Origin of the sequence: Streptomyces sp. NPDC002793 (genome assembly GCF_040295485.1) — a bacterium.
In the GTDB taxonomy this organism is placed as follows: domain Bacteria; phylum Actinomycetota; class Actinomycetes; order Streptomycetales; family Streptomycetaceae; genus Streptomyces.
This window is the reverse complement of record NZ_JBEOVL010000021.1, coordinates 1-14,336: the sequence shown is the minus strand read 5'-3', so window position 1 is coordinate 14,336 and position 14,336 is coordinate 1. Positions and strand designations below refer to the sequence as shown.

General features: G+C 69.1%; 14 protein-coding genes and 1 tRNA gene. 7 read left to right on the top strand and 8 right to left on the bottom strand.

Annotation, left to right across the window (positions count from 1 at the left end; translation table 11 throughout):
• Positions 1 to 22: 22 nt before the first annotated feature.
• From ABT001_RS21135 to sp36, 4 genes are all read right to left on the bottom strand, one after another.
• Positions 23 to 853, bottom strand: coding sequence for an MBL fold metallo-hydrolase (locus ABT001_RS21135; RefSeq protein WP_351279662.1), 831 nt, complete (start codon positions 851 to 853; stop codon positions 23 to 25).
• Positions 846 to 1,805 (bottom strand): NUDIX hydrolase, encoded by a 960-nt coding sequence (locus ABT001_RS21130; protein WP_351279660.1) that lies wholly within the window; start codon positions 1,803 to 1,805, stop codon positions 846 to 848. The genes ABT001_RS21135 and ABT001_RS21130 overlap by 8 nt, the downstream gene beginning before the upstream one ends.
• A 143-nt stretch (positions 1,806 to 1,948) precedes the next feature.
• Positions 1,949 to 2,419 (bottom strand): RidA family protein, encoded by a 471-nt coding sequence (locus tag ABT001_RS21125; protein WP_351279657.1) that lies wholly within the window; start codon positions 2,417 to 2,419, stop codon positions 1,949 to 1,951.
• The gene (gene sp36, locus ABT001_RS21120) at positions 2,419 to 2,577 is read right to left on the bottom strand and encodes a Sp36 family protein (RefSeq protein ID WP_019992579.1); all 159 of its coding nucleotides are present in this window, start codon (positions 2,575 to 2,577) and stop codon (positions 2,419 to 2,421) included. The genes ABT001_RS21125 and sp36 overlap by 1 nt, the downstream gene beginning before the upstream one ends.
• Before the next feature lie 71 nt (positions 2,578 to 2,648).
• Here sp36 and bagA point away from each other — a divergent pair, with 71 nt between their 5' ends.
• Positions 2,649 to 3,680 carry an ATPase BagA gene (gene bagA / locus ABT001_RS21115; RefSeq protein ID WP_351279655.1) on the top strand — a complete coding sequence of 344 codons (1,032 nt, stop codon included), beginning with the start codon at positions 2,649 to 2,651 and terminating at the stop codon, positions 3,678 to 3,680.
• Positions 3,677 to 5,158 carry an ATPase BagB gene (bagB, locus tag ABT001_RS21110; protein WP_351279653.1) on the top strand — a complete coding sequence of 494 codons (1,482 nt, stop codon included), beginning with the start codon at positions 3,677 to 3,679 and terminating at the stop codon, positions 5,156 to 5,158. The genes bagA and bagB overlap by 4 nt, the downstream gene beginning before the upstream one ends.
• A 38-nt stretch (positions 5,159 to 5,196) precedes the next feature.
• On the opposite strand, the gene ABT001_RS21105 is transcribed toward bagB, so the two are convergent.
• Complete coding sequence (locus ABT001_RS21105; protein WP_351279651.1) at positions 5,197 to 5,571, bottom strand: WhiB family transcriptional regulator; 375 nt, start codon at positions 5,569 to 5,571, stop codon at positions 5,197 to 5,199.
• Between the two features lie 398 nt (positions 5,572 to 5,969).
• Here ABT001_RS21105 and ABT001_RS21100 point away from each other — a divergent pair, with 398 nt between their 5' ends.
• Positions 5,970 to 8,231 (top strand): transglycosylase domain-containing protein, encoded by a 2,262-nt coding sequence (locus ABT001_RS21100; protein WP_351279649.1) that lies wholly within the window; start codon positions 5,970 to 5,972, stop codon positions 8,229 to 8,231.
• A 107-nt stretch (positions 8,232 to 8,338) separates the two neighbouring features.
• Here ABT001_RS21100 and ABT001_RS21095 read toward each other — a convergent pair whose 3' ends face one another.
• Complete coding sequence (locus tag ABT001_RS21095; protein WP_351279646.1) at positions 8,339 to 8,803, bottom strand: GatB/YqeY domain-containing protein; 465 nt, start codon at positions 8,801 to 8,803, stop codon at positions 8,339 to 8,341.
• A 79-nt stretch (positions 8,804 to 8,882) separates the two neighbouring features.
• Here ABT001_RS21095 and ABT001_RS21090 point away from each other — a divergent pair, with 79 nt between their 5' ends.
• The 4 genes from ABT001_RS21090 (at position 8,883) to ABT001_RS21075 (ending at position 11,740) form a co-directional block, all read left to right on the top strand.
• Positions 8,883 to 9,821 (top strand): metallophosphoesterase, encoded by a 939-nt coding sequence (locus tag ABT001_RS21090; protein WP_351279643.1) that lies wholly within the window; start codon positions 8,883 to 8,885, stop codon positions 9,819 to 9,821.
• Between the two features lie 85 nt (positions 9,822 to 9,906).
• Positions 9,907 to 9,980 (top strand) — tRNA-Pro (locus ABT001_RS21085).
• An 893-nt stretch (positions 9,981 to 10,873) separates the two neighbouring features.
• The gene (locus tag ABT001_RS21080) at positions 10,874 to 11,212 is read left to right on the top strand and encodes a MerR family transcriptional regulator (protein ID WP_351279641.1); all 339 of its coding nucleotides are present in this window, start codon (positions 10,874 to 10,876) and stop codon (positions 11,210 to 11,212) included.
• A gap of 324 nt (positions 11,213 to 11,536) precedes the next feature.
• Complete coding sequence (locus ABT001_RS21075) at positions 11,537 to 11,740, top strand: cold-shock protein (protein ID WP_351279638.1); 204 nt, start codon at positions 11,537 to 11,539, stop codon at positions 11,738 to 11,740.
• A 266-nt stretch (positions 11,741 to 12,006) separates the two neighbouring features.
• Here ABT001_RS21075 and ABT001_RS21070 read toward each other — a convergent pair whose 3' ends face one another.
• Entirely contained in the window at positions 12,007 to 13,104 is a 1,098-nt protein-coding gene (locus ABT001_RS21070; RefSeq protein WP_351279636.1) for a 4-oxalomesaconate tautomerase, read from the bottom strand.
• On the bottom strand, positions 13,101 to 13,808 hold the full coding sequence (locus tag ABT001_RS21065) for a 4-carboxy-4-hydroxy-2-oxoadipate aldolase/oxaloacetate decarboxylase (protein ID WP_351279634.1): 708 nt from the start codon (positions 13,806 to 13,808) through the stop codon (positions 13,101 to 13,103). The genes ABT001_RS21070 and ABT001_RS21065 overlap by 4 nt, the downstream gene beginning before the upstream one ends.
• Between the last annotated feature and the right edge of the window lie 528 nt (positions 13,809 to 14,336).

Below are 14,336 nucleotides of genomic sequence, written 5' to 3'. Positions count from 1 at the left end.
TGCCTGCCCGGGCGCGTCCGGCTCAGATCAGGCCGCGCTCGGTCAGGTACTCCAGCTGGGCCCCGACCGAAAGCTCCGCCGCGGGCCACAGCGAACGGTCCACGTCCGCGTACACCGCGGCGACGACCTCGGCTGCCGTCCGGTGCCCGGCCTCCACCGCCGTCTCGACCTGGGCGAGGCGGTGGGCGCGGTGGGCGAGGTAGAACTCGACGGCCCCCTGCGCGTCCTCCAGCACCGGTCCGTGCCCAGGAAGCACCGTGTGCACCCCGTCGTCGACCGTCAGCGAACGCAGCCGCCGCAGGGTGTCCAGGTAGTCGCCGAGCCGCCCGTCCGGATGCGCGACCAGCGTCGTGCCACGCCCCAGGATCGTGTCGCCCGTCAGTACGGCCCGGTCGGCGGGCAGGTGGAAGGAGAGCGAGTCCGAGGTGTGTCCCGGGGTGGGGACGACCCGGAGTTCGAGCCCGCCGGTGGTGATCACGTCCCCCGCGGTCAGCCCCTCGTCGCCGAGCCGCAGCGCCACGTCCAGGGCCCGCACCTTCGTCCGCGTGAGCCCGGCGAACCTGGCGGCGCCCTCCGCGTGGTCGGGGTGCCCGTGGGTGAGCAAGGTGAGGCCCACTCGCCTGCCCGCCCTCTCCACGGTGTCGACGACGGCCCGCAGATGTACGTCGTCGAGCGGCCCCGGGTCGATCACGACCGCGAGGTCGGAGTCCGGTTCCGCGACGATCCAGGTGTTCGTGCCGTCCAGGGTCATCGCCGAGGCGTTGGGGGCCAGTACGTTGACCGTGCGGGTGGTGGCGGGCCCGGACAGCACCCCGCCGCGGGGCTGCCCGGGCAGCGCTGCCGCGTCACTCATGAGGCGCTCCGTCCGTGGCCGTCCGCTGCTCGCCCGTCGTGGTCTCCCGAGTCGTTCCGTGGTCCGTGGAGGGCACCGGTCCACCGGCCGCAGGTACGTGCCTGGTGAATTCCTCGTGCCCCGGCCAGCTCAGCACCAACTCGTCGCCCTTCATGCGGGCCTCTGCCAGCACGGGAGCGAGGTCCTGGGAGTCCGCCGCCTCCAGGGCCTCCGCAGCCGTCCTGTAGGGCCTCAGCGCCCGCAGGGTGGCCACGGTGGGCGGCATCATCAGGAGTTCACCCCTGTCGTAGCCTTCCGCGGCGTCGCCCGGCCGGATCCACACCGTCCGGTCGGCCTCGGTGGAGGCGTTCCGGGTGCGCTGGCCCTCCGGGAGCGCCGCCACGAAGAACCACGTGTCGTAGCGACGCGGTTCGAAGGCCGGGGTGATCCAGCGCGCCCACGCGGCCAGCAGGTCGGAGCGCAGCACCAGGCCCCGGCGGTCCAGGAACGCGGCGAAGGACAGTTCACGGGCCACCAGGGCCTCACGATCGGCCTCCCAGTCGGCGCCGGTGGTGTCGCTGACGACGGTGCCGGCGGTCTGCCCGGCCAGCAGGACGCCCGCTTCCTCGTACGTCTCACGGACCGCGGCGCAGACGACTGCCTGCGCCTCCGCGGCCGTGTCGACGCCCAGCCGGTCGGCCCATGCGTCCAGGGACGGTCCTGCCCAGCGCACGAGGTGGTCGTCGTCGCGCGGATCGACCCCGCCACCCGGATAGGCGTACGCGCCGCCGGCGAAGGCCATGGAGGTGCGGCGGCGCAGCATGTGGACCGACGGGCCGCCCGGCACCGACGTGTCGTCCCGGAGCAGCATCACCGTGGCCGCACGCCTGGGAGCCACGGCCGTCAGCTCGCCGCTGGCGAGGGCCCTGATCCGGGCAGGCCATTCCGGTGGGTACCACTGACCGTTGGACATGGCCGGAGGCTATCCGGAACCGCGCCGATGTTCGAGGGGTACCGGACATCGATGTCTGCCCCTTACACCGGCCTCGTACGTCTGCCTCCATACACGTGATCCCGCCCGGTCGCGGGACCGGACGGGATCGAGGGGTTTCCGGATCAGGCGTCGACGAGCTCGACCTGGACCTCGACCTCCACCGGTGCGTCCAGCGGCAGCACCGCGACGCCCACGGCGCTGCGGGCGTGCACGCCCTTGTCGCCGAGGACCGCGCCCAGCAGCTCGCTCGCGCCGTTGACGACTCCCGGCTGCCCGGTGAAGTCGGCGGCCGAGGCGACGAAGCCCGTGACCTTGACGACCCGCGCGATCCGGTCCAGGTCACCGGCGACCGACTTCACCGCCGCCAGGGCGTTCAGGGCACAGGTCTTCGCCAGCTCCTTTGCCTCGTCCGGCGTCACCTCGGCGCCGACCTTCCCGGTCACCGCGAGCTTGCCGTCCACCATGGGGAGCTGGCCGGAGGTGTAGACGTACACCCCGGACCGCACGGCCGGCTGGTAGGAGGCCAGCGGCGGTACTACGTCCGGGAGTGTCAGGCCGAGTTCGGCGAGCTTCGCCTCGACGGCGCCCGCCACTACGGCTTCTCCCGCTTCAGGTAGGCCACGAGCTGCTCGGGGTTGTTCGGGCCGGGAACGACCTGGACCAGCTCCCAGCCGTCCTCGCCCCAGGTGTCCAGAATCTGCTTGGTCGCGTGCACGAGAAGGGGCACGGTCGCGTATTCCCACTTGGTCATGAGCCGACTGTAATGCCTGGCACACGCGGCCTCGTGCGTAGCCTGCCTGCCGACTGGTTAGGCTCGAAGACGTGAGCAGGTTCCAGGTCGTCAGCGGCAAGGGCGGGACCGGTAAGACCACGGTCGCCGCCGCACTCGCGCTCGCCCTCGCGACCGAGGGCAGGCGCACCCTCCTCGTCGAGGTCGAGGGCAGGCAGGGCATCGCACAGCTCTTCGAGTCCGATGCCCTCCCCTACGAGGAGCGCAGGATCGCCGTGGCCCCGGGCGGCGGGGAGGTGCACGCACTGGCCATCGACGCCGAGCGCGCGCTCCTGGACTACCTCCAGATGTTCTACAAGCTGGGCAGTGCCGGACGGGCGCTGAAGAAGCTCGGCGCGATCGACTTCGCCACCACCATCGCCCCGGGGGTCCGGGACGTCCTGCTGACCGGCAAGGCCTGCGAGGCCGTGCGCCGCAAGGACAAGCAGGGCAGGTTCGTCTACGACTACGTGATCATGGACGCGCCCCCCACCGGCCGCATCACCCGCTTCCTCAATGTGAACGACGAGGTGGCGGGGCTGGCACGGATCGGCCCGATACACAATCAGGCACAGGCCGTGATGCGGGTCCTGAAGTCCACCGAGACCGCGGTCCATCTGGTGACGCTCCTGGAGGAGATGCCGGTCCAGGAGACCGCGGACGGCATCGCCGAGCTCCGGGCCGCCGAACTGCCCGTGGGCAGGGTCGTGGTGAACATGGTGCGCCCCCATCTGCTGGACGAGGACGCGCTGCGCACGGTGTCGGGCGGCCGCCGCAAGGAGATCGCGAAGACGCTCACCCGGGCCGGGGTGACGGGTTCCACCGGACTCGTCCGGCCGTTGGTCGAGCAGGCGGCCGAGCACGCCCAGCGCGTCGGCCTGGAGCGTGAGCAGCGCGCGGTGCTGGCCGGGCTGGGCCTGCCGACGGCCGAGCTCCCGCTGATGGGCGAGGGAGTCAGCCTCTCCGCGCTGCACGAGCTGGCGGAGGAGTTCCGTAAGCAGGGCATCGGTGACGAGACCGCGGACGCGGCGGGGCAGACACCCCGGGACGGACGGCGCGGCTCCGGACGAGGGGTGGGGTCATGACACCGGACACGGACAGCGCACCGGGGCTGGAGACCGACGCGCTCCTGGACGACCCGGGGATCCGTATCGTCGTGTGCTGCGGCTCGGGCGGCGTGGGCAAGACCACGACCGCTGCGGCCCTCGGTGTCCGGGCGGCCGAGCGCGGGCGCAAGGTCGTCGTCCTCACCATCGACCCGGCCCGCCGGCTCGCCCAGTCCATGGGCATCGACCAGCTGGACAACGTCCCGCGCCGGGTCGAGGACATCGAGGGCGAGGGCGAACTGCACGCCATGATGCTCGACATGAAGCGCACCTTCGACGAGACGGTCGAGGCGCACACGGATGCCGAGCGGGCCCGCGCGATCCTGGACAACCCCTTCTACCAGTCGCTGTCGGCCGGCTTCGCGGGCACGCAGGAATACATGGCGATGGAGAAGCTCGGGCAGCTGAGGGCACGCGACGAGTGGGACCTGATCATCGTCGACACCCCGCCGTCCCGTTCCGCGCTGGACTTCCTGGACGCGCCGAAACGACTCGGATCCTTCCTGGACGGGAAGTTCATCCGGTTGTTGATCGCCCCCGCCAAGATCGGCGGGCGGGCCGGGATGAAATTCCTCAACGTCGGGATGTCGATGATGACGGGGACGCTCGGCAAGCTGCTGGGCGGTCAGTTCCTGCGCGACGTACAGACCTTCGTCGCGGCGATGGACTCCATGTTCGGCGGATTCCGTACCCGGGCCGATGCGACGTACAAACTGCTTCAGGCGCCCGGCACGGCGTTCCTCGTGGTGGCGACGCCGGAGCGGGACGCGCTGCGCGAGGCCGCGTACTTCGTGGAACGCCTAGCCGCGGAGGAGATGCCGCTGGCCGGTCTGGTTCTCAACCGGGTGCACGGCAGCGAGGCCGCACGGCTCTCCGCGGAACGGGCGCTCACGGCCGCAGAAAATCTTGACGGCGTCGGCATTGTGGATCAGGCGGGAGGGAAGGCTGGCCTTGGTGACCCGGCGGACCCGATGGACGCCACCTCTCCCGAATCCCCGGAGCCACCGCTCTCCCCCGAGCGCAGCAACGAGCCCTCTCCGCACGAACCACCACAGCAGGAGCCGCCCGAGCACGACCGCACATCACACACACCTGAGCACAAGTCACTCAGTCGTGGCCGGAAGTCGCCTGACCCGTCCGGACCACCCGCGCACGCGGAAGCGGCCGGGCACGACACACCCGCTACGGATGCCGGACCGGCCCAGGCCTCTGCCGAGGCGTCCACCGTGGTGTCCGTCGAGCAGTTGACCGCAGGCCTGTTGCGGCTGCACGCCGAGCGGATGCAGGTCGTCGCGCGCGAACAGCTCACACGCGACCGCTTCACCACGCTCCACCCCGAGGTCCCGGTGGCCGAAGTGGCCGCGCTGCCCGGTGACGTGCATGACCTCTCAGGTCTCAGGGCCATCGGGGAACTCCTCGCGGCCGGTTCCGCTTCTGCCCCGGCCGGAGCTGCGTAGGGCCACCGCCGGGCCCCACGGAACATCGCCCGTGCGACCTACCCCACAGCGGCGAACCTCTCGTGCAGTTCACCCTCGTGCAGGCCGTCGCGCAGTTCTTCGTCCAGACCCACCGCGGCAGGCAGCATGCCTGTGGACCGCTCGTACTCACTGCGTGCGGTCTCCAACAGGCGGCGCCACGACGTGACGGTGGGCCGCCGGCGCAGGAGCGCGCGGCGTTCCCGCTCCGTCATCCCGCCCCACACGCCGAACTCGACGCGATTGTCCAGCGCATCGGCCAGGCACTCGGTCCGCACCGGGCATCCGGTGCACACCGCCTTGGCCCTGTTCTGCGCTGCCCCTTGTACGAACAGTTCATCCGGATCGGTAGTGCGGCAGGCTGCCTGCGCACTCCAGTCGGTTACCCAGCCCATCCCGGCGCCGTCCTCTCCCGAATCGAGGCTCCCCCACGGCGACAGCGGCATATTCACCGCTGCCAGTTGAGGACGTTACGGAAGGTGGCGACAGCACAACACCCCCTTCGGGCCCAATCTTGGATGGCCCGAACGGACTATGCGTACGCGGCAGATCACCCAGAGGAGTGATGGGAGGACATGCGCGACCTTCCCGAAAGAATCGGGACAGAAAACCCCAACCTCAACGGACATTCAGCGACATACGAGGCGAATTCGGGGGCGCTTCGACAGATGGCCGAATTCCGTTGAGCACCGTGCAGGGGGGTTGATGCAAAATCGGACTGCTGTGACAGTTGAGAGCAGCTTAGGCCAATGCCTATACGCGTGTCCGGCGAATGAGAACGTAGGCTGCCCCCATGCCAAAGAAGCGCTCAGGCGGGGGTCTGACGACGACCCAGCAGGCCGCCAAGTTCCTCGGTGTCGCCGCGCTCTCCGGAGCCGTACTGGCAGGCATCGCCCTGCCGGCCGCCGGCGCACTCGGGCTCGCGGCCAAGGGGACGGTCGAGGGATTCGACGAGATCCCTTCCAACCTCAAGACTCCACCGCTGAGCCAGCGGACCACGATCCTGGACAGCGAGGGCGGCGCGATCGCCACGGTGTACTCGCGTGACCGCACCGTCGTCCCGCTCAAGGACATCTCGCCGTACATGCAGGACGCGATCATCGCGATCGAGGACTCGCGTTTCTACGAGCACGGCGCGGTGGACCTCAAGGGCATCCTGCGCGCGATGAACCGCAACGTGCAGGAGGGCGGCGCCGCGCAGGGCGCCTCCACGCTCACTCAGCAGTACGTGAAGAACGTCTTCGTCGAGGAGGCGGGCGACGACCCGGACAAGGTCGCCGAGGCCACCCAGCAGACCTTGGGCCGCAAGGTCCGGGAGCTGAAGTACGCGATCCAGGTCGAGGAAGAGCTCGGCAAGAAGAAGATCCTGGAGAACTACCTCAACATCACGTTCTTCGGGCAGCAGGCCTACGGCGTCGAGGCGGCCTCCCAGCGCTACTTCTCCAAGCACGCCAAGGACCTGGAGGTGGGGGAGGCGGCGATGCTGGCCGGCCTCGTCCAGTCGCCGACCCGCTACGACCCGGTCAACGACTCGGAGGAGGCGACCAAGCGCCGCAACATCGTGCTGCAACGCATGGCCGCCGTCGGGAGCATCTCGAAGAGCGAGGCCGCCAAGGCGATCGATGCCCCTCTGGAGCTGAAGGTCAGCAGGCCGAAGAACGGTTGCATCACCGCCGTCAGCGGAGCCGGCTTCTTCTGCGACTACGTGCGCAAGACCATCCTGACCGACCCGGCCTTCGGAAAGACCGACGAGGAGCGTGCCAAGCTCTGGAACCTCGGTGGTCTGACCGTCAGGACCACGCTGTCCCCGCGTGCGCAGCAGGCCGCCGACGACGCCGCGACCTCGAAGGTCTACAAGGACGACAAGGTCGCCGCCTCGGTGGTGCAGGTCGAGCCCGGCAGCGGCAAGATCCTCTCGATGGGCCAGTCCCGGCCGTACGGACTGGACCAGAACAAGAACGAGACGGTCCTCAACCTCGGCGTCAGCAACAAGATGGGCGGCAGCACCTACGGCTTCCAGGTCGGCTCGACCTTCAAGCCGATCACCGCCGCAGCGGCCCTGGAGAAGGGCATCAGTCCGGCGGAGAGCTACGCCACCGACTGGAAGATCTCGCTGCCGCTGAACTCCTTCCGTAACTGCGCGGGGGCCCCGACCGGCAGCAGCAACTGGGACCTGCAGAACGAGCTGGAGTCCGAGAAGGGCAGCTGGGACATGACGAAGGCACTCGGCATGTCCATCAACACCTACTTCGCCAAGCTGGAGCAGAAGACCGGGCTCTGCGAGACGATCGAGATGGCGAAGAAGACCGGCTACGAACGGGGCGACGGCAAGGAGATCGTGGAGACTCCCGCGATCACCCTCGGCAGTGAGGTGAGCACCCCGCTGTCCATGGCCTCCGTCTACGCCACGTTCGCCAACCGCGGCACGTACTGCTCCCCCGTCGCCATCGAGTCCATCACCGACGCCAACGGCAAGAAGCTCAGCGTGCCGAAGAGCGAGTGCTCCCGCGCGATGAGCGAGAAGACGGCCGACACCATCAGTCAGATGCTCAAGGGCGTGGTCGAGGACGGCACCGGCCAACTGGCCGGTCTCTCCGACCGTGACAACGCGGGCAAGACCGGTACGACGAACGACCGTCTCGACGCCTGGTTCGTCGGCTACACCCCGAACCTCTCCACCGCGGTCTGGGTGGGCGACGACATCGGCGAGAAGACCACCAAGATGTACGACATCACCATCGGTGGCCAGTACTACGACAAGGTCTGCGGTGGCTGTCTGCCCGGCCCCATCTGGAAGACCGCGATGACCGGTGCGCTGGACGCGTCGGAGACCCCGTCCTTCAACCCCGTCCCGGTGCCGCGCGCCAAGGAGAAGGAAAAGGAGAAGGAGGACGGGGGCCGCGACGAGGACCGCGACGAGAACACGGGTGGCGGGAACCCGGGTGGCGGGAACGACAACGGCAACCCCGGCGCCGATCCGATCGGCGGGATCACCCTGCCGCCCGGCATCATCGGCGGGAACGACGGCCGCGGGCGCGGTGGCAACGGCCCCTGACCGTCCGGCTCACATGACGTCGTCGTGACACACGGAGAATCGTCGTGACACACGCAGAAGGAGGGGCGCCCCAGGCGGGGGCGCCCCTCCTTCTCCGTACCGGTCTCTCAGCCCGCGAGCAGCTTCTTCACCGTGGCGGCGACCCGGCCGCCCTCGGCGAGACCTACCACCTTCGGGTTGACGATCTTCATGACGGCGCCCATGGCACGCGGCCCCTCGGCTCCTGAGGCCTTCGCCTCCCCGACGGCCTGCGCGACGATCGCGTTCAGCTCGTCGTCGGTGAGCTGCTTGGGCAGGTACGCGTCGAGCAGTTCTCCCTCGGCCTTCTCCCGCTCGGCCTGCTCCGTCCGGCCGCCCTGTGCGAAGGCCTCGGCCGCCTCGCGGCGCTTCTTCGCCTCCTTGGCGATCACCTTCTGCACCTCGTCGTCGGAGAGCTCTCGCGACGTCTTGCCGCTGACCTCTTCCTTGGTGATCGCGGTCAGGGTGAGCCGGAGGGTGGACGAGGTGAGCTCGTCACGCGCCTTCATGGCCGTGGTGAGGTCTTCCTTGAGCTTGGACTTGAGCGTGGTCATGCGGCGATTGTGACAGGTACGGGGCACCTGCCGCCCTCCCGTTTTCGTCCCACCGCACCATTTCTGCGACGATGGACCCATGCGCGCACGCTACGGAGTACCCCTGAAAGTCACGGCAGTCGGCGCAGCGGTCGGCGCCGCCGGCCTCGTGTACGCGGCCGGATTCGAGGCACGCTCGTTCCGCCTCCGCCGGATCAACATTCCCGTACTCCCGCACGGAGCACGCCCGTTGCGCGTACTCCAGGTCTCGGACATCCACATGGTCAGCGGCCAGCGCAAGAAGCGCGCCTGGCTGCAGTCGCTGGCGGGCCTGCGCCCCGACTTCGTCGTCAACACCGGCGACAACCTCTCCGACCCGGAGGCCGTGCCCGAGCTCCTCGACGCGCTCGGCCCGCTGATGGAGTTCCCCGGCGTCTACGTCTTCGGTTCCAACGACTACTACGGCCCGAAGCTCCGCAACCCGGTCCGCTACCTCCTGGAGAAGACCCAGGGCAAGCACGGGCTCAACGGAAACGCACCGGCGGTCAACGTCGTCCACAACCCGTGGGAGCCGATGCGGGACGCGTTCGACGAGGCCGGCTGGCTGAACCTCTCCAACACCCGGGGCCGGATCAAGGCCGACGGCCTCGACATCGCCTTCACCGGCCTCGACGACCCCCACATCAAGCGGGACCGTTACGCAGAGGTCGCCGGCGGCCCCGAGACGGGCGCGGACCTCTCGATCGGCGTCGTCCACGCCCCTTACCTGCGCACCCTGGACGCCTTCACGGCCGACGGCTACCCCCTCATCCTGGCCGGCCACACCCACGGCGGCCAGCTCTGCATCCCCTTCTACGGCGCCCTCGTCACCAACTGCGACCTGGACACGGACCGGGTGAAGGGCCTCTCCGGCCACACGGTGGGCGACCGGCGCGCCTACCTCCACGTGTCGGCCGGCTGCGGCACGAACCGCTACACCCCGGTCCGCTTCGCCTGCCCGCCCGAGGCGACGCTGCTGACACTGACTCCTCGCGACTGAGGCTCCTGCCGGGGCGAAACCGGATTTCGCCTCCGGGCGCCGGTGAGCTAAAGTAATCGATGTCGCCGGGACAACCGGTGGGCATCGGGGTGTAGCGCAGCTTGGCAGCGCGCTTCGTTCGGGACGAAGAGGTCGTGGGTTCAAATCCCGCCACCCCGACAGCTGTAAGACCAGGTCAAGGGCCTGATCCTCTCTGAGGATCAGGCCCTTTCTGCATGTCCGCCCCCCTACTGCCGAAGCCGGCCTGTCCCGGGTCGCCGGCGTGACGGCCGGCACCGGCCCGCGCGGATCATCAGGACGGATGTGGGGGCATCGCGCACATGTTCAGCGAGCGGGACCAACTATCTCCTCGGCTGGTTTCCAAAAATCTATGCTGATCGAGGTAGACATTGCTCCGTCGTGTGGCTAAGGTTTCTCTTGTAGCCGAGATCGAGCAAGGCCCGGCAGAGATGAACTGCCGGTCAGTGGTACCGCAGTTGCAGTGCGCAGGACGGTGCGGTGGTGGAGTTTCGAAGCCAGGGTCGTCGTAGGACGGCGACGGGACTGACGACCGGACCGGGTGGCCCGCAGTGATCAGGGGCCGCCGTGAGCAGTACCGCAGTTCACACAGGAGCAGCACCTCGATGAAGGCGTCGGCTGCGGACGCGCGCATCGGGAAGTTCGGCAGTGGGGTTCCAAGCCAGAGCAGACGCAGGACGGGCGACGGGGCTGGCTGTCGAAGTGTGGCGCTGTGACAGGCCACCGGTTGGTTCATCACCAGCAGTACGCAGTACCCGCCAGGTAAGTGCATGTCCAGAGGGAAGAACGGAGGGGCGAGGCGCCATCAGGATCGCCCGGGCGGAGCTTTGAGCCCGGGTACCGCAGGACATCGATAGTGAGGTGGTCTCCGGTCAAGCAACCGCGATCCCCGCACCCCCGACAGCAGCTCGGTCGGGTCGGCGGAAACAGAGGGCCGGCGCAGTAACGAGGCCGGCAGATGGTGTAGCAGTTCCTTCGGGGCCCTGGTGCCAATTGGCACCAGGGCCCCTCCACGCAGTTCGCAGAGAGGTGCAATGACAGCAGACGACTCGTTCGGCCGTCTCGATGACGACGACTACCCCGCCTACACCATGGGCCGGGCCGCCGAGATGCTCGGTACCACCCAGGGTTTCCTCCGTGCCATCGGTGAGGCCCGCCTGATCACCCCGCTCCGCTCCCAGGGTGGGCACCGCCGCTACTCCCGCTACCAGCTGCGCATCGCCGCGCGCGCCCGTGAGCTCGTGGACCAGGGCACCCCCATCGAGGCCGCCTGCCGCATCATCATCCTCGAGGACCAACTCGAAGAAGCTCAGCGCATCAACGCCGAATACCGCCGAGCCACCGCCCCGGAAAACGCGCCACCCGCCACCTGAAAAGAGCACCGCTCGTTTCCGTCGGAACGCTGCACTCCGGGCCGCGCAATATCTGTGACCGCCGACTGAGGGTTTGGCGCACCGTGCGGGGAGTGTTTCCGGTTTTACGGGTGCAGCGAAATTCCCGGGAGTACAGCGCTAGCGGCCGCATGCTACTGTCGTTTTTCGTTGCAGTCGTGCTACCCAAAACGTGAACGCCTCCGCCGGTATTCGATCCGCAGGAAGCGTTCTGTATTTCCGGTCACTCTCCGGGCGGGGCATCGCCGCGGCGACCCGGTGTCCGCGCGTCGCGGGTGCCGGCGCACTGCCCAAGGGAGATCTGACATGGCATCCGGCACTGTGAAGTGGTTCAACGCGGCCAAGGGTTTCGGCTTCATCGAGCAGGACGGCGGCGGTGACGACGTGTTCGCCCACTTCTCGAACATCGCTGCCGAGGGCTTCCGCGAGCTGCTCGAAGGTCAGAAGGTCACCTTCGACATCGCGGCGGGCCAGAAGGGTCCGACGGCCGAGAACATCGTTCCGTCCTGACCCCGACGCGCTCTTCGCAGCTGGGGCCCGCATCCCTCGGGGTGCGGGCCCCAGCTGCGATTATTTCTGGCCCCTATTGAATTCGACCCGCATTCGACCCGCATTGTCTCCGCCCTCGCATATCCCCTCGCAGCTCTTCCGTCACGAGAATTGCTCGATATGCGCCGGATTGAGCAGGAGGAGCAATGGGCGGACGAGGCAAGGCCCCCGTCTCATGACGACGCCATCGAATAGTTCGTCGCGTTCGATATGAGGGCCGATGCCCGTCACGGCCCGTCGAGTGGCGGAACCGGCTGCGCGGGCCGGGGAAATACCGTGCCGTCGAAGAGCTTCCGTGCGGTTCGCACCACCGCGGTGCGTTCGGCGACGGGGGTTCCGTCCGTGCCGGTGCCGACCACGGTCTCGATGTCGAGGAACCCGGTGGGGTGCTCGATGCGCAGCCGGTCACCGCTCGGGGGCAGCAGGGCGATGCCCTCGGCGACGCTTCCGGCGACACGCAGCCCGGCGGCGACACCGGCGGCGCCGAGGACACCGATGGAGGTGTGGCAGCGGTGTGGGATGAAGGTCCGGGTGGTCACCGCGCCGCCGTGGGCGGGCGGGGCCAGCAGAGCCATCTTGGGCACGGTCGTGCCGTGGACGTCGCCGAGGCCCATGAGGGGTCCGGCTTCGAGGCGGATCCGCTCGACGCGGTCACGCAGGACCGCGTTCCCCTCCAGCTCCTGCGGGGTTTCGTGACCCGTGATGTCCAGGGCCTCTGCCGGGACGAGTACGGTCGGCATCCCGTTGTCGACGCAGGTCACCGTCGTGCCGGCGATGATCTGACGGGCCCGGCCGGTCGGCAGCAGGGGGCTGGTGCCCCGCGCGAATTCGATCACTACCGGAGCGGCGGTCCCGGGCACCCCGGATATCCGCGCCGCCCCGGTGTAGTCGACGCGCCCGCCAGGAGTGGGGAAGGTGGCCGTGGCCACCCCGCCGGTGTTGAGCATCCGGATACGTACGGACGTCTGCCCGTCCGCCGCGGCGACAAGGCCCCGTTCCACGGCGAAGGGGCCGATCCCGGCGAGCAGGTTGCCGCAGTTCTGACGGTCGGACACCTCCGCGGTGTCGACGGCGACCTGGAGGAACAGGTAGTCGACGTCCGCGTCCGGGCCGTCCGGTACGGAGACGACCGCGACCTTGCTGGTGAGCGGGTGCCCCCCGCCCAGGCCGTCGATCTGGCGCGGATCGGGGCTGCCCATGATCCGCAGCAGCAGTTCGTCGCGCGCCGCCGGATCACGCGGCAGGTCGTCCGCCAGGAAGTAGGCCCCCTTGGACGTGCCGCCCCGCATCAGGAGGCAGCGCACCTCAGCCGGTTCCTCGGTCACGCCTCCGCCTCCCGGGCGTGGTCCTCGTACGAGGTGTACCGCACGCCCAGGGCGTCGAGCTTCTCACGCAGTCCGTAGCGGTCCAGGCCGAGTTGGCCGTCCAGGAAGGCCGCCCGTGCGTCTGCTTCCTTGGCCTCCCGAGCCTCGGACGCCTCGGCTGTCGCACGGGCCCGCTCGCGGGGCACGACCACCACACCGTCGTCGTCGGCGACGATGACGTCGCCCGGGCGGATCACCTGGCCTCCGACGACGACAGGGACGTTGACCGAGCCGCCGGTCGCCTTCACGGTTCCCTGGGCGGACACGGCCTTCGCCCACGCGGCGAAGCCCATGTCCCGCAGCTCCTGGGTGTCACGGATGCCCGCGTCGATCACGAGCCCGCGCACTCCGCGACTGCTGAGGGCGGTGGCGAACAGTTCGCCGAACATGCCGTCGGTGGACGGCGACGTGGTGGCGACGACCAGGACGTCGCCCTCGCCGCACTGCTCCACCGCCGCGTGGATCATGAGGTTGTCGCCCGGCCAGCTGAGCACGGTGACCGCGCTGCCCGTGATCCGGACGCCCTGCTGGATGGGGCGCAGAGCGGTTCCGGTCAGCCCGGTGCGCCCCATCGCCTCGCTCACGGTGGCGACGCCGTATCCGGCGAGTGCCTCGATGTCCCGGGCGTCCGCCTTCGGCGGGCCGGTGACGATGACGCCGCTCATACCGGCCGCTCCACGATCCGTGCCGTGTCGGTTGTCATGGCTGAACCCTCCTTGCTGGACACAGGGCTTCGAGCCACCGGCGTGACGCGCCGTGCGCGCGGTGCGTCGATCAGGTCCCGTGCGTCACCCGCGCACCGCCTCGATCACGCCCGCCGGGTGGGAGCGGACAGCCACCTCGACCGCCTGCGGGCGCTGCCCGGCCTGCTCACCGGTCGGACCAGCTCGATTCGGCATCGTTGCCCCTGAGTGAGTGCATGTCGAACTTAAATCCGAGTCAACAAAATTGTCAACGATTCTGTTGGCCATCTGCCGCCACGTCGGCCACGGGCGCGGAACCCGCGCGCAACGACGCGTGGGCCCGACCCCCCTCCTACGAGAGGGGTCGGGCCCACGGTCATGGCGGGCGGCGGCCCGGCCACGACGGGAACATGGGGCGGCGGCGGGGCCCTGCGCGGCAGAAAGGGAGAGCACACCTCTGAAAACCAGTCACAGTCCATCGTATATGGGATTGCGTGTTTTGGTTTTAAA

Bases quoted from the DNA above. Each gene is read 5' to 3' on its own strand.
- ABT001_RS21095 (WP_351279646.1), bottom strand. From the start codon at position 8,803: ATGACCACGCTCAAGTCCAAGCTCAAGGAAGACCTCACCACGGCCATG.
- ABT001_RS21130 (WP_351279660.1), bottom strand. From the start codon at position 1,805: ATGTCCAACGGTCAGTGGTACCCACCGGAATGGCCTGCCCGGATCAGG.
- ABT001_RS21075 (WP_351279638.1), top strand. From the start codon at position 11,537: ATGGCATCCGGCACTGTGAAGTGGTTCAACGCGGCCAAGGGTTTCGGC.
- ABT001_RS21100 (WP_351279649.1), top strand. From the start codon at position 5,970: ATGCCAAAGAAGCGCTCAGGCGGGGGTCTGACGACGACCCAGCAGGCC.
- bagB (WP_351279653.1), top strand. From the start codon at position 3,677: ATGACACCGGACACGGACAGCGCACCGGGGCTGGAGACCGACGCGCTC.
- ABT001_RS21090 (WP_351279643.1), top strand. From the start codon at position 8,883: ATGCGCGCACGCTACGGAGTACCCCTGAAAGTCACGGCAGTCGGCGCA.
- ABT001_RS21135 (WP_351279662.1), bottom strand. From the start codon at position 853: ATGAGTGACGCGGCAGCGCTGCCCGGGCAGCCCCGCGGCGGGGTGCTG.
- ABT001_RS21105 (WP_351279651.1), bottom strand. From the start codon at position 5,571: ATGGGCTGGGTAACCGACTGGAGTGCGCAGGCAGCCTGCCGCACTACC.
- ABT001_RS21080 (WP_351279641.1), top strand. From the start codon at position 10,874: ATGACAGCAGACGACTCGTTCGGCCGTCTCGATGACGACGACTACCCC.
- ABT001_RS21065 (WP_351279634.1), bottom strand. From the start codon at position 13,808: ATGAGCGGCGTCATCGTCACCGGCCCGCCGAAGGCGGACGCCCGGGAC.
- sp36 (WP_019992579.1), bottom strand. From the start codon at position 2,577: ATGACCAAGTGGGAATACGCGACCGTGCCCCTTCTCGTGCACGCGACC.